This window comes from Azoarcus sp. Soil_N_20 (assembly GCF_057656155.1).
The window spans coordinates 154,377-174,185 of sequence record NZ_JBDGKX010000006.1; the positions used below are offsets into that span (position 1 = coordinate 154,377).

The window sequence follows — 19,809 nt, forward strand, 5'->3', positions numbered from 1 at the left end:
GCCGGTGCGCTTATCCGGCCTTGCGGCGGTCGGCGAAGTCGACCGCGATCACGCACTGTCGCCGCTCCACCAGCGGGCGCCTGGCCGCCGATTGGGTCGTATCGGCTTGGCCGCTGCGCGGCACATAACCGGTCAAGGCGCTCATCCCGGCCTGCGCAGCAGCGACCAGCTCGAACCAGCCACGGGTCAGTTCGGCGAGTCGCTGCGCATTGCGCTCGTCGACCGGTTCGGGCGCGGCAGGCGGGCTGGCCGCAGATACCGTGCTGCCGTCGGCCGGTCCGTCCTTGCGCCGCGCCATCTCGGCAATGGCGATGTTCGACACCTCGTTGCTGATCTGCATCAGCCGCTCGCGCAATGCCACGTTGAGCGTATTCAGCCGAACTACGGTCTGCATCGTGATCACCGGGCTGGCAGCCGGGGTGGAGGGTGCCAATGCATCGCGCCACTGGCACGCCTCATCGTCGACGGTGGCATAGGTTTCCTGCCACGCATATACCGCCTCGAGCTGCCGCTCCCAAGGCAGCCCCCACACCCAGGGCTCGTCGAGCGGAGGAAGGTATTCGGCATGGCTGAAGTCCGGTGCGTCATGGATCGCTGTTGCTTGCATGGTCTTGTCTCCTCGTTTATCTAGTTGCGACTCGATGGTTCAAGCATGTTCACACGCGTTTGCTGCAGTTTGTCGTGCGTCAATCCCGGATGCCGACGCCGTCCCGGACCTCGATGTGATTGTTACTTGAAGAATAGGATATCTGGCGCAATTTTCCTGCTTCGATTTAGTTGATCGTCATCTTCAGCCGAGCCTGCACGTCATGATCGCGGACGATCGGCGCCCGCACGGAACGCACAAAATTGTGCACCCGATGCGATCCATTGCCAGCGCCGGAGACCAGCCGCGAACGCCGCCGGCGCGCCGGACGCGCCGGCAAGGTTACTGCCGGTGCCACGCCCGGTGCCGGCGCGAGCCGCAAGCCGCAAGCAATTGTCATTGAGGAAGAGCTGCAGCGAACGCAGTGAGGCGGCGTCGTCGGGCATGCCCTCGGCAATCAGCGAATCTGATTCCGAACCGTCAGTTCCACCGTGCGTGCCGTGACCGTGCCGTCGGCGCCGATCACCAGTTCGCCGACCGATACCGGCAGCTTGAAGCGGCGCGGACCGGCGCTGCCCGGATTGACGAACAGGATGCCATCGCGATCCACGATGGAAGGCCGGTGGGAGTGACCCGACACCACCACCCTCGGCACCGGGTCGAGTCGCATGAGGTCGAGGTCGGCGAGGTCGTGAATCGCGAGGATCGCCACCGGGCCCAGCCGGAGCAGTGCGGTTTCCGGCAGGGCGTCGGCCCACGGCTCGGCATCGTTGTTACCGCGTACCGCGGTGAGCGGGGCGATGGCGGCCAGTCCATCGAGGATGGCGGCGGCACCGATGTCGCCGCCGTGGATGATCCGGTCGCAGCCCCGCAGAAAGGCGAGGGCCTCGGGCCGCAGCAGGCGGTGCGTGTCGGAGATGAGGCCGATTCTGGGCATGGCGGGTTTCCGGGCTATCGGGCGTATCAGTCTACCGGGGCAGGAAGCCCGGCGGCCAGCCGGCGGGTGGGCCGCGACCGCCGCGGCGGCGGGAACCAGTGCGGCGGCGCGGGAACAAAGGGTGCACATCCGTCCTCCGGGAGTCGCCGCCATGACCGACCGCCGCACCCTGATCACCTCGTTGGGCGCCGGCCTGCTGCTTGCGGCGGGGCGGCACGTCCTTGCCGCCGGAACGCAGTGCGCGCCAGCCGACTGCACGACCTGCGGCCCCACCGGCAGCGCCACCGCAGGGCCCTTCTATGTGAGCAATGCACCGGTGACGATGGACATCAACCTGCTGCACATGGCGGGCACGCCGATGCAGGTTTCCGGCATCGTGCTCGGCGGGCGCGACGGGCGCAGCGCGCTGGCCGATGCCCGTGTGGAGCTGTGGCATGCCGACGGCGACGGCCACTACCATCCGGACGACAACGGCGACATCGCACGCTACCGCGCCGACGAGATCAACCTGCGCGGCCAGGTCGTCACCGATGCCAACGGCCGTTTCGGCTTTCGCAGCATCGTGCCCGCGCACTACGGCAACCGCCGTCGCCACCTGCACTGGCGCTTGGTTGCCGACGGCCATCGCGCGCTGGTGACCCAGACCTACTGGCAGGACGAGCGCGGCACCGCGCGCGAACGCCGCGACGGGGTGGACCGCGACCCCGAGAGCTGCCGCTGGATCGCCTTCCGCGACGACGGTGGCGGGATGGCGGGCGAGGTGGTGTTCGTGCTGCAGCCCGCCTGATGTGGTGCGCCGGCGCAACGCGGCTCAGGACTCGAGCCGGGTCTTGCGCGCAAGCTCGACGCAGCGGGCGGCCAGGACCGCGGTGGGGTCGAGCAGGGGAATGACGTGGCGCTGCCCGCCGCCGATGCGGATCAGCGGCAGTTCGGTGCATCCGAGGATGATCACCTGGGCACCGCGGTCGGCCAGATGGGCGATCGCGGCTTCGAGGTGAGCGCTGCACTCCCCCGCGGTGATCCCGGCCTTGACCCCGGCGTCGCCGTAGATCGCCTCCATGACGCGTTCCTGAACCGGCGGTTCGGGGACCAGCAGTTCCATCCCCGCGGAGGCGACGATGTCGCGATACACCCCGCTCGCCACCGTCCCCGAGGTCGCCAGCAATCCCACCCGGCTTACCGCGGGCAGCTGCGACCGGATGTGCTGCACCACCTCGGACAACATGTTGACGATCGGAATGTCGAGGTAGGGCTGGATGCGGTCGACATAGGCGTGCGCGGTATTGCAGGGAATCGCGATCGCGCTCGCGCCGTCGGCCTCGAGGCGCTTGCAGGTGGCGAGCAGCGCGATGGTGGGGTCTTCGCCGCTGCCGATCAGGTTAGCGGTGCGGTCCGGGATCTGCGGGTTCTGCTCGACCACCATCTTGATGTGGTCCTGATCGCGCGTGGCCCGGGTCAGCTGCACCACCTTGTGCATGAAATCGACCGTCGCCGCGGGGCCCACGCCGCCCACCACCCCCAGCTTGAACTCGCGCTCGGGGACTGCCGTGCCGGCGCCCAAGGCGTACTCGGCATAGACCAGATTGGAGTCGAGCAGCGGCACCGGTACGCGCGGACGCAGCAGGTCGATCAGCAGCGGTACCTCGGTCATCCCCGGGACGATGATCTCCGCCCCCTTGGCCACGAGGTGGGCGCACACCTCGACCAGGAGGTCGACGCAGTCGCCGCCATGGTGGCCCGCCCTGACCCCGTTGGTGCCATAGATGGCCCGCATCAGTTGGTCGGACTGAACCTCCGGGTCCGGATAGACGACGCGGGCCCTGCCCTCGAACGCGCGCTCGAAAACGCCCGCCTGCTGCACATAGGTCGAGGTCAGGATGCCGATCGTCCGCACCTCCGGATGTTCCCGCTCGACCCGGTCGAGCAGGGCATCGAACATGCTGACCACGCGCATGTCGAGTTCCGGCGTGATTTCGCGCAGGAAGGTGTGCGACAGGAAACACGGCACCAGCGCGATGTCTATGCCGCGCGCCTCCATGTCCTTGAGCGCGTTGTACACATAGAACTTGCGCCGGGTCGGATCGTAGGTCCGCTCGCCAATGGCCGACCCGTCCTCGAAGTGGCGCTGCTCGAAGGCGATGTCGGCGGCCGGCCGCTCCGCGGCGCGCTGGGTCGCGCGGATCATCTTCAGCAGCAGGTCGGCGCCCGCCACCGCGCCCAAACCGCCGACCACGCCGTAGCGGCGCTGCTGCGGGGTCTTGCCGGCGGGGTTAGACACGAATTGTCTCCTGGTCATGGGGTGCCGGGGTAAGGTCACGGGGCCGGATCGGCCCCGTGTCGGGTCAGGCCGAGGTCTGCGGGGATGACGGTAAACCCGTGTCCGTCACCAGGTCCCGGGCGCCGAGGAGTTCGTCGGCCCGGAGGACGTGGGCCGTATCATAAACGGCCTGATCCAGTTCGCCTTCGCTCTTCGCGACCACGCAGGTCACCGCGCAGTCGCCGGCCACGTTCAACGCGGTACGGGCCATGTCGAGAATGCGGTCGATGCCGGCGATGATCGCGACCCCCTCCATCGGCAATCCGACCGAGGCCAGTACCAGCGACAGCATGATCAGCCCGGCGCCCGGTACCCCGGCGGTGCCGATCGAGGCCAGGGTAGCGGTAAGAATGATGGTCAGGTACTGGCTGGTATTCAGGTCGACGCCATAGGCCTGGGCGATGAAGACGGCGCACACGCCCTGGTACAGGGCGGTGCCATCCATGTTGATGGTCGCCCCCAGCGGCAACACGAAGCTCGAGACGCTGCGCGAGACGCCGAGATTGCGTTCGGCGGACATCATGGTGACGGGCAGCGTCCCGGAACTGGAGGTGCTCGTAAATGCGACCATGACCGGTTCGATACAGCCCTGGAAGTAGCGCACCGGGTTGAGCCCGGCCAGGAACCTGAGCAGTCCGCCATAGACCACCACGGCGTGGACCGCGCAGCCGAGATAGACCATGCCGATCACCTTCGCCAGCGGCGCGAGGACGTCCAGCCCGTAGGTGCCGGCGACCCAGGTCATCAGCGCGAACACGCCGTAGGGCGCGAACGAGATGACGATGGACGTGAGCTTGTAGATCACCTCGGCGGCCGACTCGAAGAAGGTCTTCACCGGTTTCGCGACCTCGCCCGCGAGCGTGATCGCCAGGCCGAACAGGATGGCGAACACGATGATCTGCAGGACGTTGGCGGTGGCGAACGCTTCGATCGGATTGGTCGGCACGAGGCCCAGGATGGTGTCGGCGAGCGTCGGCGCATCCTTCACGGTGACCGCCTTGGCGGTGCCGAGCTCGATCCCGATCCCCGGCTTGAAGATGGCCGCCAGGGCGAGACCGATGGTGATCGCGATTGCGGTCGTTCCCAGGTAGAGGGCAAAGGTCTTGGCGCTGAGCCGCCCCATGGTGGAGAGGTCCTGCAGCGATGCCACCCCGGTCACCAGCGACACGAAGATCAGCGGCACGATCAGCATCTTGATGCCGCGGATGAACAGGTCGCCAACCGGTTTGATGCTGGTGGCGAGATCGGCGTTGCCGGTCTGGTTGAGCACGACCCCCAGCGCCAGTCCGGCAGTGAGCGCGATGAGGATCTGCTTCCAGAGTTGCATTCCGGTCCAGAATGCGAACATTCCGCGGCGGGCGGGTGGGGGTGCTTGCTTCATTTCGGTCTCCTGGTCTGTGCCCGGTTCGTCCGGGACAGGGTTGCCATGGTGTTTGTTTTAGCTCGCGCCGGGCGCCGCCGCGAGGAGGAATCGGGCTCTTTTGCTCGGCCTTGATGGCCGATTTATACGGAGTCTGAATTGACTTGCCCAATTCCTTTTTTGGATGTGTCATGCAAATTCTGCATCGCCCTGCGGGTTCCCCTCCGCCCGGCGATAAACTGGCTCCGGTGATCCTGTGTATCCCTCGACAAAAGGCGGAGAGCGTCATGGAATTGAACTGGCTGGAGGATTTCCTGACCCTGGCGGTCACGCGCAACTTCTCGCGCGCGGCCGAGCTGCGCAACGTGACCCAGCCCGCGTTCAGCCGGCGGATCCGCAATCTCGAGTATTGGGTCGGCGCCATGCTCGTCGATCGCAGCCTCTTTCCGATCAACCTGACCCCGGCGGGGAATGCCTTCCGCAAGACGGCCCAGGAGGCCTTGGATACCTTGCGCAACGGTCGCGAGGAAGCGCAAGGCTTCATGCCGAAGGCGGGAGAGATCGTCCTGATCGCCGCCTCGCACACGATTGCCGTGAGCTTCTTTGCGGACTGGCACGCCCGCATGCAGGACGGCATCGGTGCGATCAAGGCACGGGTCATCGCCGACAACGTCGCCGGCTGTGTCGAGGCGCTGATCACCGGGCACTGCGACCTGATGCTGGCCTACAGCAGTGCGGCCTTGCCGACCCTGGCCGACATGGACCGCTATCCATCGACCCCGCTCGCCCATGAACGACTCGTTCCGGTCAGTGCGCCGGCGCCCGACGGCAGCCCGCGCTATTCGTTGCGGGGCAACAAGGTGCTCCCCTATCTGTGCTATTCGGGCAACAGCTATCTCGGACGGCTGACTTCGACGGTGATCGATCGCGAGGACCTCGCCGCCCGCCTCGACTTCCGCTATGAGTGCTCGATGTCCGACGTGCTCAAGGGCGGCGTGGTGGCGGGCGCCGGGATTGCGTGGATCCCCGAGCTCGCGGTGCGGGACGAACTGGCGGCCGGATCGCTCGTCCTTGCCGGCGACGATCGCCACACCGCGCCATTGGCGATCTCGCTGTATCGCAAGGCCGAACTCACCCGGCCCGAGGTCGAGCGGATCTGGGCGGCCAGCCTCGGCATGTCCGGCAGCTGAGCGGCGGGCCACAGCGCGGGTATGTCGCGGGGCGGATTCCTCATGCGCGGGATGCATAGACGATTCGCAAACAGCATCAAGTGGACGCCGGTCCTTGGGCAGAATGCTTCCGTCACCCAACCGGACCTCACGACCATGAACGCTACCCTCCGCATCGAACACGACCTCCTCGGCGACCGCGAAGTCCCCGCCGACGCCTACTGGGGCATCCATACCCTGCGCGCAATCGAGAACTTCCCGATCAGCGGGCGCACGATCGGCAGCTATCCCGAACTCATCCGCGCCATCGCGCTGGTCAAGCGCGCCGCTGCACGCGCCAACGAGCAGCTCGGCCATCTGGACACGCGGCGTGCCGATGCCATCGCCGCCGCGTGCGTCGACATCGAGGCGGGACAGCTCCACGACCAGTTCGCGGTGGACGTCATTCAGGGCGGGGCGGGGACCTCGACCAACATGAACGCCAACGAGGTCATCGCCAACCTCGCGCTCGAAAAGCTCGGTCTGCCCAAGGGCGATTACAAGGCCCTGAGTCCGCTCAATCATGTCAACATGGCGCAGAGCACCAACGATGTCTATCCGACCACGCTGAAGCTGGCGATCGTGTTCGGCATCCAGATCCTGCTCGAGGCGATGCACGGGCTGCAGGCCGCATTCGAAGCCAAGGCCGCCGAATTCTCCGACGTGCTCAAAATGGGCCGTACCCAGTTGCAGGACGCGGTGCCGATGACCCTGGGTCAGGAATTCATGACCTATGCGGTGATGATGGGCGAGGACATCGCGCGCCTGCAGGAGGCCACCGCGCTGATCCAGGAGATCAACCTCGGCGCCACCGCGATCGGCACCGGGATCAATACCGACATCCGCTACGCGCGGCTGGCCACCGAGCTGCTGTCGGAGTTCTCCGGCGTCAGGCTGATCCCCGCCCACAACCTGATCGAGGCGACCCAGGACACCGGCTCCTTCGTCCAGCTCTCGGGCGTGCTCAAGCGCATTGCGTGCAAGCTGTCCAAGGTCTGCAACGACCTGCGCCTGCTGTCGAGCGGGCCGCAGGGCGGCCTCAACGAGATCAACCTGCCCGAGCGCGCGGCCGGCTCCTCGATCATGCCGGGCAAGGTCAACCCGATCATCCCCGAAGTGGTTAACCAGATCGCGTTCGAAGTCATCGGCAACGATGTGACCATCACCATGGCCTCCGAGGGCGGGCAGCTCCAGTTGAACGCGTTCGAGCCGATCATGGGTCACTCGCTGTTCAAGAGTATCGAGCATCTGGCCGCGGGTTGCCGGACCCTGACCGAGAACTGCGTGAAGGGCATCACCGCCAACCGCGAACTGCTCGCCGAACGGGTCCGCTGCTCGGCCGGCCTGGCCACCGCGCTCAATCCGCACATCGGTTACGAGAACGCCACCTGGGCCGCGCGCGAAGCGCTGCGCAGCGGACGCAGCGTGGCCGAACTGGTGCTGGAAAAGGGGTTGATGAGCCAGGCGGCGCTCAATGAGGCCCTGCGCCCCGAGGTCCTGACCGCGCCGCGGGCGCTCTGAGCGAACGGGTGGCCGGACCCGGGCGGGGCCTGTGCCACCGTAAGCGGCCGCTCCCGTCGCCTACTGGCGGCGGCGGGTGGCCACCGCGTTCAGGTGTTCGAGCAGGGCCGCGCCCAGCGCGTGGAGTTCGCCCAGTCCTTCCCGCGCCTCGGCGTTGCGGCCCCGGGCCTGGCTCGCCAGCAGTTCCGCCACCAGCGCGTGCACCTGCCGATGCAGGTTCGCGATGTTGTGGAGCACGGGCTGCACGTCGTGGCGGGCCGCGCCTTCGCCGGCCAGCCACACGCTCAGGCGGCACTGCTGGTGCTCGATGGATGGCGGCGCCTGGCACTCGCCGCTCAGGCAGTTCTCCACCGTCGCGATCCACGCGCGATGCTCGACGCCGGCAAAGAGCAGCGGCAGATCGTCGCGGCTCACCGCGGGCAGGTTGACCCACGCCGGATCGGGACGCCACGCCGCCGCCCACGCGGGGAGTTCGTGTGCCGGCATGGGCCGGGCGATGCCGAAACCCTGAGCCAGTTCGCAGCCCAGTTGCAACAGCAGGCGGCCGTGGGCGAGGGTCTCGACGCCTTCGGCGATGACCTGGCGGCGGAAGGCGGTGGCCAGTCCGAGCACGCCTTCGAGGATGGCCAGGTCATCGGGGTCGTCGAGCATGTCGCGCACGAAGCTGCGGTCGATCTTGAGCATGGCGACCGGCAGTTGTTTCAGGTAGGTCAGCGATGAATAGCCGGTGCCGAAGTCGTCGAGGGCGAATCGGACCCCGATCCGGTGGCAGGCCGCGATCACCAGCGAAGCCTGGGTCATGTCTTCGAGGGCGCTGGTTTCCAGCACTTCCAGTTCGAGGTTCGCCGGATCGACCGCCGGATGCTCCGCCAGCAGTGCGCGCAGGCGCTCGACGAAGTTGGCCTGCTGCAACTGGCGTGCGCCGACATTGACGCTGACCGGGAGGTGCACGCCGGCGCGCTGCCACGCTTCCATCTGCGTGAGCGCGCTGGCGATCACCCACTCGCCCACGGCAATCGCCAACGGATGATCCTCGATCACCGGCAGGAAGGCCGCCGGCGGCAGCAGCCCGCGCTCCGGATGCTGCCACCGGATCAGGGCTTCGGTACCGATCACCGCGCCGGTACGCATGTTTACCTTGGGCTGGTAGTGCAGCACGAACTCGCCGTCGCTCAGGGCGTGGCGGATGCGCTCGACGCTTTCGTGGTGGCCGCGGACGTTGCGATCCTGCTCGGCGTCGAACACATGGTAGCGATTCTTGCCGGCGAGCTTTGCCTGGTACATGGCCTGGTCGGCCTGGCGCAGCAGCTGATCGGCATCGACCTCGTCGTCCTGCGGATAGACGGTCATGCCGAGACTGGCCGAGACCCGTAGTTCCAGCTCCCCGACCGCCACCGCCAGGTCGACGGCGGCAAGCAGGCGCGCGAGCAGCGGTTCCACCGCGGCGGCGTCTGGCAGGTCCACGAGCACGGCGACGAATTCGTCGCCGCCCAGGCGGGCGAGGGTGTCGCCCTCGCGCAGGGCCAGTTTCATGCTTGCGGCAAGGGCGATCAGCAGCTGGTCGCCGGTGTCGTGTCCGTGGCGATCGTTGATCGCCTTGAAACCGTCGAGGTCGAGATAGGCCACTGCCAGGCGCTGTCCGCGTCGGTGCGCCTGTGCCATCGACTGGTGCAGGCGGTCGGCGAGCAGCACCCGGTTGGGCAGGCCGGTCAGCACATCGTAGTGGGCGCTGCGCTCGAGCTCACGTTCGTGGGCCTTGATGGTGGAGATGTCGGAGAACAGGGTGACGTACTGGCTGGCCTTCCCCCGTGCATCGCGCACCGCGCTGATGGTCTGCAGCTGCACGTACTCCTCGCCGCTGCGGCGCCGGTTCCAGACTTCGCCGTGCCAGTGACCCTGGCCGATCAGCGCGTCCCACATCGCGCTGAAGAAGCTGTGGTCGTGACGGCCGGATGCGAGCAGGCGCGGGTCGCGACCCAGAACTTCGTCGCGGGCGTAGCCGGTGATGCGGGTGAAGGCGTCGTTCACGTCGATGATGCTGCCGTCGGCGGCCGTGATCATGATCCCTTCGCGGGCATGGCTGAACACGCTGGCGGCGAGTTCGAGTTTCTGTTCGGCCTGCTTGCGGGCGTCGATGTCCGCGATTACGCCGACCAGACCGAGGTCGACACCGTTGGTGTCGTGGAAACGCTGGCCGGTCAGGTGCCCCCAGAACTCGGTGCGGTCGGCACGCCAGTACAGCCGGTCCAGATCGACCGACGGGATCGCGCTCGCCAGCAGGGCGAGCATCTTCTGGCGCCCGACCTCGCGTTCGGCGGGATGGATGAGCGCGACGTATTCGGCGCCCACCAGCGCATCGGGCGGACAGCCGAACATTTCGGCCATGCGCTGGTTGGCCCGGGTGATGCGTCCGTCCAGGTCGACGACGAAGATTGCCACGCTGGAGGTGTCGAGGATCTGCCTGAGCAGGGTCTCCCGTGCGGCGAGTTCCTGGTTCGCGCGGGCGAGTGCCCGGGTGCGCGCTGCGACCGCGCTCTCCAGCCCGGTATTGAGGTCGACCAGCTTGTTCGCCGCTTCCAGCTGCCGGCGCCGGTCCAGGCCGCTGTCGGCCAGCATGGCGGCAAGTTGCGCATAGAGCCGGGTGACCGCTTCCACCCGTTCCTGGGGCAGTACCGGAAGCCGGGAGACGGCCGCCAGGTAGCGCTGCTCGTCGAAGCCGAACTGCCGGGCCTGGCCGCGGAAGAACTCGAGATCGGGCGGGGCGGTGAGGAACTGGCCGGTGAACACGTTCGCCAGATGTTCGCCATCGACCACGATCCGGGCCGCGGTGTCGATCAGGCCGTTGTGGCAACGGTAGGTCGCGAACTGCGTCCCGAGCGTCATGCTCTCGACCAATGAAGTGTCGCTGTCGATGCAGCGCCGGCAGCTTTCCGGATTCACCCGGTGGAAGTCGGTGCAGGCGTCCTGCCAGCCCGCATGGACGATGACGGTACCCTCGGTGTCGATGACCGCGTTGGCGATGCCGATGACCGCGCTGAAGCTCTCCATCAGCGCCTGCAGTTTGGGGATGTCGACGAGGTCGGAATACTTCAGGTGCGCGACAGTGCTCACGGGCCAGGCTCTTCGTTTCTGTGTTGATCATTCGCTGGACAGCCGCCGCGCGGATCCGCCGGCTGCGATTCTACGCTGCTTGGCGGCTGGCACCGGGCCGCAGGCAATGTACCGCGCGCAGGCGTGGGCGACCGTGAACAAGGACGCGGTCGATGTCGATTGCCTGCTCCCGCGCGTCGCGATTGCCGCGCATCTTGCACTGAACGGGGACAGTGGCATGTGCGCAACATGACTTGCGGCAATGCCGGCGGTGCAACTATGATTGCGTGAATGGTCGATTGTGCAAGTCCACTTGCAGGAAACTCCGTTCCTTCGGGCGGGAGGTCAGGATGGTGGTCGGCGAGGTGGAGAAGGCGCGCAGGGCGGCGGCGTCCGTGGCGGCAGGGGCACGGGCGCCCGACACCGTGGAGGGGCTGCGCGAACTCGTGGTGCGCATCGGCCGTGGCGAGACGGCCGTCGTGCTCGGGGCCAAGGCGCTCAACGTGCTCGCCCGTCTGGTGGAGCGTCCGGAAGAGGTGGCGATGCGCAGCATCACCGAGCTTGCCGCCGGGCTGGGAGTCAATGCCTCGACCCTGTCACGGCTCGCGCGCAGCCTGGGTTACGACAGCTTTGTCCATTTCCAGCGCGTGTTCCGCAACAGCGTGACCCAGGCCCACCAGCGCTTCTACAGCGAGCAGGGCGAGCGTCTGCTCGGCGGCGAAGCGAGCGGCGAGACGGCCGCAGCCATTGGTGTGGTTGCCCGGCTGGCGCGCGAATCGGTGCGCAACATCGACGGCTTTCTGGGTCAGCTGGGCGAGGCGGAGCTCACCGCGGCGGCACGGCGGCTGGCGCGCGCGCGCCGGATCCGGGTGCACGCGGTGCGGCAGATGCACTCGGTCGCGAGCCTGCTCGCCTACGGCCTCGGGCTGATCCGTGCCGACGTCGGTCTGCTCGACGGCCCCGGTCAGGGGGTGGCGCCGCCGCTCGCGCAACTCGATCGCGGTGACGTGCTGGTGGTGATCAGCGCGGCACCGTACAGCCGGCAGGTGGTCGAGGTGGCGAGGGTCGCGGCGGCGGCCGGTATCCCGGTGATGGCGATCACCGACTCGCGCGCATCACCGCTGGCGGCCCACGCGAGCGAGGCCTTCTTCGTTCCCCACGACAGCAGTTTCATCAGCAACAGCATGGCTGCCTACGTGGTCTTCTGCGAGGGGCTGGTGAACCTCGTCGCGCGCAAACTCGGCACCCGGGCGCTGCAGGCGCTGGCACGCCAGGAACGCTTCATCGAGGAACTCACCATCCAGATCCGCTGACCCCGAACGACCGCGAGGGCCGTGCGGTCCTGCAAGCTCGCGGCCCGCCCGACCTTCCCCATCGACACTGATCCGAGGCCACCAAAATCATGCCCTACGAAACCATCCTGTTCAGCCTCACCGACGGCATCGCCGAGATCCGCTTCAATCGCCCGCACCGCATGAACGCGGTGACTGCACAGTTCTATTCCGAACTCGATGCCGCGCTCGACCGCGCCGAGGCCGATCCGCTGGTGCGGGTGGTGCTGCTCACCGGCGAAGGGCGCGCCTTCTGCGCCGGGGCCGACCTCAAGGAACACAAGGCCGGCCGCAGCGCGTTCGACCGCCGCCAGTATCTGCAGGGCGAGCAAGTCGTATGCAAGCGCCTGCTGCTGCTCGGCAAGCCGGTGATCGCCGCGGTGAACGGCTATGCGCTGGGCGCCGGCGCCGAGATGGCGATCGCCTCGGACTTCGTGGTGATGGCCGCAAGCGCGCAGATCGGCCTGCCCGAGATCAGCATCGGCAACTTCCTCGGTGGCGGGGTGACCTACTTGCTGCCGCGCCTGGTGGGCCTGGCCAAGGCGCGCGAACTGGTTTTCCTGGGCGAGCGCATCGACGGCGCCGAGGCGGTGCGCATCGGGCTGGCGAACCGGGTCTTTGCCGACGACGGGTTTCTGGACGCGGCGCGCGCATTTGCGCGCAAGATCGCGGGCAAGGCGCCGTTCTCGATGCAACTCGCCAAGGAACAACTCAACATGGCGGCCGAGCGCACGCTGGACGCCGCACTCACCGCCGAACTCGAAGGCATGATGTTCGTCGGTACCACCCGCGACTGGCAGGAGGGTGTCGACGCCTTTGCCGAGAAGCGCGATCCGGTATTCAGGGGGGAATGACATGGACAGCATCGAACACGCCTGCAAGCGCAGCCCGCTGCACGACATCCTCGCGCCGGAGTCGATTGCCATCATCGGCGCGTCCGCCGATCCGACCAAGCGCGGCTACAAGGCCATGGTCGGCCTGATCAAGGACGGCTACCGCGGCGCGATCTATCCGATCAATCCGAAGATCGACATGGTGCTGGGGGTGAAGACCTGGCCGTCGATCGATGCCTTGCCGGGGCCGGTCGATCTGGTCCTGATCTGCACCCCGGCGGCCACCGTGCCCGGGCTGCTCACCGAATGCGGGCGCAAGGGGGCGAAGGGCGCGATCGTGCTCGCCAGCGGTTTCAAGGAAACCGGGCCGGAGGGGGCGAAGCTCGAGCAGCAGGTGCTCGATGCGGCCCGCGCCGGGGGCGTGCGCGTGATCGGCCCCAACACCTCGGGCATGTTCAACCTGCACAAGAAGGTGAACCTGCTGGCGCTCGCCAACATCAAGGCGGGCGACGTGGGGTTCATTTCGCAGTCGGGCAACATGCTGTTGTCCCTGGTGCTGGAGGCCGAGCACAACGGGCACGTGGGATTTTCGACCTATGTCGGGCCGGGCAACCAGACCGATATCGGCTTCAACGACTACCTGCGCTATCTCGGGGAGGACGAACATACCCGGGTCGCCACCCTGTATGTGGAAGGCTTCCGCGACGGCCAGCGCTTCCTGCAGGTCGCACGCGAGATCACCGCGCTCAAGCCGGTGGTGGTGTACAAGTCGGGTTCCACCGAACAGGGCAAGAAGGCGGCGAGCTCGCACACCGGCGCGCTCGCCGGCAGCTATGCGATGACCGTCGATCTGCTGCGCCAGGTCGGGGTGAGCGTGGTCCAGCATTCGAACGAAATCCTGCCGGTAGCCGAAGGCCTCGGCCTGCTGCAGAAGGCGGCGGGCAAGCGCGTGGCGGTGATCTCCGACGGTGGCGGCCAGGCCACGATCGCCTCGGACCGGCTCGCCGAGGCCGGGCTGGAGCTGGCCGAGCTCAGCGAACTGACCAGGGGCCGGCTCGGCGCGATCCTGTTTCCTCAGGCCTCGCTGGCAAACCCGGTGGACGTGGCCGGCAGCAGCGATGCCAATCCGGCGCTGCTCGCCGAGTGCATGGAGATCGTGGCCGAAGACCCCAATGTGGACAGCGTGTTTCTGGTCGGCATGTTCGGCGGTTACAGCATCCGCTTTGCCGAAGGGCTGCTCGGCGGCGAGATGCGGGGGGCCGAGTCGATGATCGAACTCGCGCACCGGATCGACAAGCCGGTCGTGGTGTACAGCCTGTACGCGCCGATCAAGCCGCCCGCCCTGCGTCGCCTGCACGAAGCCGGCCTCCCGGTGTACACCTCGATCGAATACGCGGTGCGCGTGCTGGCCGCCCTCGGCGAGCGCGGCGAGTACCTGAAGAGCCATGCCGGTCAGCCGTTGGCGCCGGCGCATGCGCCGCTGGAAGCGATCCAGGCCATGTTCGCGCGCGCGCAGAACGAGGGCCGCGACCTGCTCGAGTTCGAAGCCAAGGCGCTGCTGCGCGCCCACGGCGTGGAGGTTGCGCCGGAAGCGGTGGTGCGCGACGCCGACGAGCTGGCGGCGGTGGCGGCTCAGTTCGGCGATCAGGCGCTGGCGATGAAGGTGGTGTCGAAAGACATCCTGCACAAATCGGATGCCGGCGGGGTGAAGCTCAACCTGCGCGGCGAAGCCGAGTTGCGCGAGGCCTACGACCGGATTATGTCGTCCTGTCATGCCTATGCGCCGGATGCCGACATCCGTGGCGTGCTGGTGACGCCGATGGCGAAGAAGGGCACCGAGGTCATCATCGGCGTCAGCCGCGATCCGATCTTCGGCCCCGTGCTGATGTTCGGCCTCGGCGGAATCTTCGTCGAGATCCTCGAGGACGTCGCCTTCCGCGCCATTCCGCTGTCGCACCACGATGCGCGGTCGATGGTGGAGCAGGTCAAGGCGAGCCGGATCCTCGAGGGCGTGCGCGGCGAGCCGCCGATCGACAAGGATGCGCTGGTCGACCTGCTGCTCAAGGTCTCCGGCATCGTCACCGCCTATCCGCAGCTCTCCGAGCTCGATCTCAACCCGGTGATCGCCTACCCCGACGGCTATGCCGCGGTCGACGCCCGCGTCATCATCAACCGTTCCGTCCTCTGAACCCGCCGGAGACCGCACCATGAACCTGCCGCAACTCGCCGACGCCGTGCTGACGCTGGAGCACCGGGTCGCCATCCTGACCCTCAACCGCCACGACGTACGCAACGCACTGACCGGCACAGGCCTGATCGAGGACATCATCGCGGTGGCCGACTGGGTCAACCGCTGCGACGACGTCTCGGTGCTTATCATCACCGGTGCCGGGTCGGCGTTTTCGTCGGGCGGCAACGTCAAGGACATGGCCGAGCGCGGCGGCGACTTCGCCGGCGACGTGGCCGAAGTCGCCACCCGCTACCGCCGCGGTATCCAGCGCATTCCGCTGGCGCTGCAGCAGGTCGAGGTGCCGATCATCGCCGCGGTCAACGGTCCGGCGATCGGCGCCGGCTTCGACCTCGCCAACATGGCCGACATCCGCATCGCCTCCGAAAAAGCGAAGTTCGGCGAAACCTTCCTCAACCTCGGCATCATCCCCGGCGATGGCGGGGCGTGGTTCATGCAGCGCCTGATCGGCTACCAGCGCGCCTTCGAGCTGACCCTGAGCGGGCGCATCGTCGCCGCGGCCGAGGCGAAGGAGCTCGGCATCGTGCTCGACGTGGTGCCCGCGGACGAACTGATGACCCGTGCCGGCGAACTTGCCGCGCGCTTCGCTGCCCAGCCCCCCAAAGCGGTGCGCCTGACCAAGCGGCTGATGAAGATGGCGCAGCGCATGGAACTGAAAGACTTCCTCGACCTGAGCGCCGCCTTCCAGGGCATGTGCCACAACGAGGCCGAGCACCTGGAAGCGGTGCGGCGCATGCTGGAGGCTTAGGCCGCAGCGGGGAGGGCTCCGGATCCGCTAATGCAGGCCCGCGCCGCCGGCGGGCCGCGCGCCGGTGGCGTGGGCGCTGCCGCTGTCCTGCCGCCCTCCGGGGTGGATCGGGAGCACCACCCGGAACACCGATCCGGTGCCGGACTCGCTCCTGACCTCGATCCGCCCGCCATGTTTGGCGACGATACCGTAGGACAGGGACAGCCCCAGGCCGGTCCCCTGGCCGACCGGTTTGGTGGTGAAGAAGGGGTCGAAGATCCGGTCGAGGTGCTCGGGCGAGATGCCCTTGCCGGTGTCCTCCACTTCGATCCATACGGTCTCGCCTTCGATGCCGGTGCGGACGGTGATCCGGCCGTGGTCCTCGATCGCATGCGCAGCGTTGACCAGCAGGTTCATGAACACCTGGTTGAGCTGCGAAGGGATGCACTCGATCTCCGGAATGCCGGCGTACTCGCGGACGACGTCGGCCTTGTTCCGGAGTTCGTTGGCGACCACGCTGAGCGTACTGTCCAGGCCGCGCTCCAGACTGGCCAGCTGCTTGTCGGACTCATCCACGTGGGCAAAGTCCCGGAGGTCCTGAACGATGCGCTTGACCGTCTGCAGGCCCTGCGCCGACTCGGCGATCAGGCTCACCACATCCTCCTTCAGGTAGCCGAGGTCCATCGTCTGCTTCAGGCCGGCAATGCCCGCGCGGGTTTCCGCCGACAGTTCGCCTTCGCAGATCTCGTAGGCGGAGAGCGCCCGCAGCAGGTCGCCGACATAGCGCTGCAGGCTGCCCAGGTTCGAGTTCACGAAGCCGACCGGGGTGTTGATCTCATGCGCCACCCCCGCCGCGAGCTGACCGACCGAGGCCATTTTCTCCGCCTGCAGCAACTGGCTCCGGGTTTCGGCGAGTTTTACGATGAGGGCTTCCTGGCGTGCCCGCTCGGCCGTCAGGGCGACGTTTGCGGCGGCAAGCTGGCGGCGATCCTCCAGAAACTGCTCGACCGCACGCGCCATGTCGGCGATCTCGTCGCTGCCCTGGACCGGAACCCGGGGATGTTCGGTGTCGGTGGCCCCGTGCCGCAGATAGTGGCTGACCTGCTGCAGGCGGGTCAGCACCTGGCGGCCGAGGAAGAAACGCGACACCAGCCAGGCCAGGACCAGGCTGCTTGCGAGCAGCGCCACGACCAGGCGCTGGTTGGTTTTCGAGGTCTCGGCAAGCTCCAGGATCGCGCCGCGGTAGTCGTCGGTGAAGCGGGTGGATTGGGTCTGGGCCGAGGCGACCATGGCCACGGCCTGGCGGCGCAGTTCGCCGTGAAAGTGGGACAGCTTCTGTTGCTGATCGAGAAGGTGCAGGCGCAAGGAGAACGGGTCGCCCGGCGCGGACCGGTCGGCGGCGCCGGTTTCTGCCGCCCGCGTGGTGAGCGCATCCAGGTCGTCGGCGACCAGCGCCGGCAGGCCGGACACTCTTTCCGCCTGCAGCTTGAATTGGTCGCGCAGGCCTTCGACGCCGGCCGGCCGGTTTTCTTCGGGCAGGCGATAGAGCAGGATGACCAGCGCCATCGTCGCCGGATCGACGCTGTCCGCCAGGGATCGGGCACGCGCTTCCAGCGCGCGGGCGAACGTCGCGCGTGCCTGCAGCTCGCCTTCCCGCAATCTGGCCACGATGTGTGCCGTGTTGCGGAAGAGCTGGCCCGACTGGTACAGCGCCAGCACCGAGACGTCATCGCTCGCTCCGCCCAGCCGTTCGACGAGGCGATCCAGCGCATCGAGCTGAACGACGATGTTTGCATAGTCACCGCGTACGCTGTCGAGCGAGTTCGCCGCCAGCAACTGTTCGGATTCATGCGCGATCAGCATCGTGCGCTGGACCAGATCCTGCGCATCGTGCATCAGCACCAGGCGCTCTGCGGCGAGATCGCGGGTGGCGTCGGCCGACAGGCGCAGCGCGTACACGGCGGTCAGCGCGCCGGCAACGATGAGCAGTGCCAAGGCGCTCAGCGCGAGTATGAACTGGCGGCGCAACGATCTCGGCAGCCGCAGGCCGCGACGGCGCGGCGGTGCGGTGTCCACGCGTGTCATCGCTTCCATATGCGTCGATAAACATCCCGATAGGCATTGTCGGGGTCGTACTGGAAGCGTGCGCCCCCGTCGAAGGCGATGTTCTCCGTCGTCACCAGGTGAACCGGGACCACATGGCCGCTCACCGGCTGTCGCGCCAGCAGGCGATTGAGCTCATCGACGAGCTGCCAGCCGTGCAGGTTGAGCGGCTCGGCGACGGTGCCGGTCTGGAAGGTCCCGGTCTGGATGCGCATGAATGCGGCCGCGCTGCCATCGCCCGCCGACAACAGGCTGACGCTGCTGTTCGCCTGCCCGGCCTTGATCAGCTCCGGTACCGCGTAGTCGAAGTAGATATCGTTGATGGCGAGCACATGGGTCAAGCGCGCCCCGTGACCGGCGAGCAGTTCCCGGGTCACTGCCGGCATGAGCTGTGCACTTGCGGAGATCGCCACATCGCGGATCTCGAGCAGCGTGCACCCGGTGCAGGCGCGAATCACCTCCGCCATGGCATTGGCCTTGGCCATGGCGATGGCGAAATTGGAGTCGGTGAGGATCACCACCCCGGCCCGCCCGCCAGAAGCGATGACCGCAGCCATGGCGGTGATCCGCGCGACTTCCAGCGGATCGGTCGAAACGTTCATCGCCACTGCGCTGTCGCGGACCGGGCCGGCCTCGGGGCCGACGTGCCAGCCGACGATCGGGATTCCCCGTTCGGCGAAGGGGGTCAGGTGCGGCTGCATTTCGGCGGCATCGACGCCGACCAGGATCAGCCCGTCCGGACGGGACGCCAGGGCATCGGCCGCGGCCTTGCTCCGTCCCGCGGCGCTGCCACCGGCGTCGAACACCCTGACGCTCCAGTTCATCACCTTGGCCGCTTCATGAATGCCCTGCGCGACGCCGAGGACGCCACCGTTGCGCAGATCCTCGCTGACGATCGCGACCGATTTTCCGGTCTGTCCCTGCGGACCGGACTCGGGGCCCTGCCAGCGCGGGGCGGGGGCGCTCGCCGCCTCGACGCGACGCTGCATTTCGATCCGGGGCAGCGCCATGCCGGCCTCGACCATCGCAGGCTGCGCCATCACCGCGACCGATCCGAGCACGGCGGCGATCGTGCACAGCCATGCCGTCATCCGGACTCCAATGGAGCGCTGCCGAGTCATATTGCCTTCTCCTGTAGGTGGCCATTCAGCTTGTTTGTTTTCATCGATTATCCTCCGTCGTCGTCGCGGCAGTCATCGGAAGAAGTATGAACAGTGTTGCATACGATACGACCAAGGACGTATTGTCAGCGCGCCGTAGGGTACTACTAAGGGCGTATGCCCGCAGGGCGCCGCAAAAGGGATGACGGCGGTTCTCGCCCGCGCGCCGCTGCGCCAGCACGGCTTGGCGCGCAGCCGTGTCCGCATGTCCCAGGGGCGGCCCGCGCCGCTGCGGGCCCTGCGCCGAGGTCAGCGGCCGAGGGAGCGGGCGGTACCGTGGATCAGGTCGCGCATCCACTGGGGCGTCGCTCGGGGTCGGCAGCTCGAACGAGACCGTCGGCGCGATCTCGCTCGCCGACCGGATCACTTCGGGCATCGGACGTGGCCG

14 protein-coding genes are annotated in these 19,809 nt (G+C 67.5%); 7 read left to right on the plus strand and 7 right to left on the minus strand.

Translation table 11 applies throughout. The features are described from left to right. Nucleotides 1–10: 10 nt before the first annotated feature. Nucleotides 11–607, minus strand: a complete 597-nt coding sequence (locus tag AC3A35_RS13825) for a hypothetical protein (protein ID WP_487436707.1) — start codon at nt 605–607, stop codon at nt 11–13. A gap of 436 nt (nt 608–1,043) precedes the next feature. Continuing rightward, nucleotides 1,044–1,523 carry a metallophosphoesterase family protein gene (locus AC3A35_RS13830; RefSeq protein WP_487436708.1) on the minus strand — a complete coding sequence of 160 codons (480 nt, stop codon included), beginning with the start codon at nt 1,521–1,523 and terminating at the stop codon, nt 1,044–1,046. 151 nt (nt 1,524–1,674) lie between these two features. Between AC3A35_RS13830 and AC3A35_RS13835 the strand changes: the two genes are divergently transcribed. Beyond that, a complete protein-coding gene (locus tag AC3A35_RS13835; protein WP_487436709.1) occupies nt 1,675–2,310 on the plus strand; it encodes a dioxygenase family protein in 636 nt (211 codons plus the stop codon). 24 nt (nt 2,311–2,334) lie between these two features. Here AC3A35_RS13835 and cuyB read toward each other — a convergent pair whose 3' ends face one another. Together cuyB and AC3A35_RS13845 are read right to left on the minus strand one after the other, a co-directional pair. After that, nucleotides 2,335–3,801 (minus strand): cysteate racemase, encoded by a 1,467-nt coding sequence (cuyB, locus tag AC3A35_RS13840; RefSeq protein ID WP_487436710.1) that lies wholly within the window; start codon nt 3,799–3,801, stop codon nt 2,335–2,337. A 64-nt stretch (nt 3,802–3,865) separates the two neighbouring features. Beyond that, nucleotides 3,866–5,221, minus strand: coding sequence for a dicarboxylate/amino acid:cation symporter (locus AC3A35_RS13845; protein ID WP_487436711.1), 1,356 nt, complete (start codon nt 5,219–5,221; stop codon nt 3,866–3,868). A gap of 266 nt (nt 5,222–5,487) precedes the next feature. On the opposite strand from AC3A35_RS13845, the gene AC3A35_RS13850 reads away from it, so the two are divergent. Continuing rightward, on the plus strand, nt 5,488–6,390 hold the full coding sequence (locus AC3A35_RS13850; protein WP_487436713.1) for a LysR substrate-binding domain-containing protein: 903 nt from the start codon (nt 5,488–5,490) through the stop codon (nt 6,388–6,390). A 135-nt stretch (nt 6,391–6,525) separates the two neighbouring features. Continuing rightward, nucleotides 6,526–7,929 carry an aspartate ammonia-lyase gene (locus AC3A35_RS13855; protein WP_487436715.1) on the plus strand — a complete coding sequence of 468 codons (1,404 nt, stop codon included), beginning with the start codon at nt 6,526–6,528 and terminating at the stop codon, nt 7,927–7,929. Between the two features lie 60 nt (nt 7,930–7,989). Here the strand turns inward: AC3A35_RS13855 and AC3A35_RS13860 are convergent, their stop codons facing one another. Continuing rightward, nucleotides 7,990–11,040 carry an EAL domain-containing protein gene (locus AC3A35_RS13860; RefSeq protein ID WP_487436716.1) on the minus strand — a complete coding sequence of 1,017 codons (3,051 nt, stop codon included), beginning with the start codon at nt 11,038–11,040 and terminating at the stop codon, nt 7,990–7,992. 329 nt (nt 11,041–11,369) lie between these two features. Here AC3A35_RS13860 and AC3A35_RS13865 point away from each other — a divergent pair, with 329 nt between their 5' ends. From AC3A35_RS13865 to AC3A35_RS13880, 4 genes are all read left to right on the plus strand, one after another. Beyond that, nucleotides 11,370–12,332: a MurR/RpiR family transcriptional regulator gene (locus tag AC3A35_RS13865; protein ID WP_487436717.1), complete on the plus strand. Its 963-nt coding sequence runs from the start codon at nt 11,370–11,372 to the stop codon at nt 12,330–12,332. Between the two features lie 89 nt (nt 12,333–12,421). After that, nucleotides 12,422–13,204: an enoyl-CoA hydratase/isomerase family protein gene (locus AC3A35_RS13870; RefSeq protein ID WP_487436718.1), complete on the plus strand. Its 783-nt coding sequence runs from the start codon at nt 12,422–12,424 to the stop codon at nt 13,202–13,204. A 1-nt stretch (nt 13,205) separates the two neighbouring features. Continuing rightward, nucleotides 13,206–15,371 carry an acetate--CoA ligase family protein gene (locus AC3A35_RS13875; protein WP_487436719.1) on the plus strand — a complete coding sequence of 722 codons (2,166 nt, stop codon included), beginning with the start codon at nt 13,206–13,208 and terminating at the stop codon, nt 15,369–15,371. A 19-nt stretch (nt 15,372–15,390) separates the two neighbouring features. Continuing rightward, nucleotides 15,391–16,179 (plus strand): enoyl-CoA hydratase-related protein, encoded by a 789-nt coding sequence (locus AC3A35_RS13880; RefSeq protein ID WP_487436720.1) that lies wholly within the window; start codon nt 15,391–15,393, stop codon nt 16,177–16,179. 27 nt (nt 16,180–16,206) lie between these two features. On the opposite strand, the gene AC3A35_RS13885 is transcribed toward AC3A35_RS13880, so the two are convergent. Both AC3A35_RS13885 and AC3A35_RS13890 read right to left on the minus strand, forming a co-directional pair. Further along, entirely contained in the window at nt 16,207–18,243 is a 2,037-nt protein-coding gene (locus AC3A35_RS13885; RefSeq protein WP_487436722.1) for an ATP-binding protein, read from the minus strand. Further along, a complete protein-coding gene (locus AC3A35_RS13890) occupies nt 18,240–19,352 on the minus strand; it encodes a substrate-binding domain-containing protein (protein ID WP_487436723.1) in 1,113 nt (370 codons plus the stop codon). Before AC3A35_RS13890 ends, AC3A35_RS13885 begins: the two co-directional genes overlap by 4 nt. Nucleotides 19,353–19,809 lie beyond the last annotated feature (457 nt).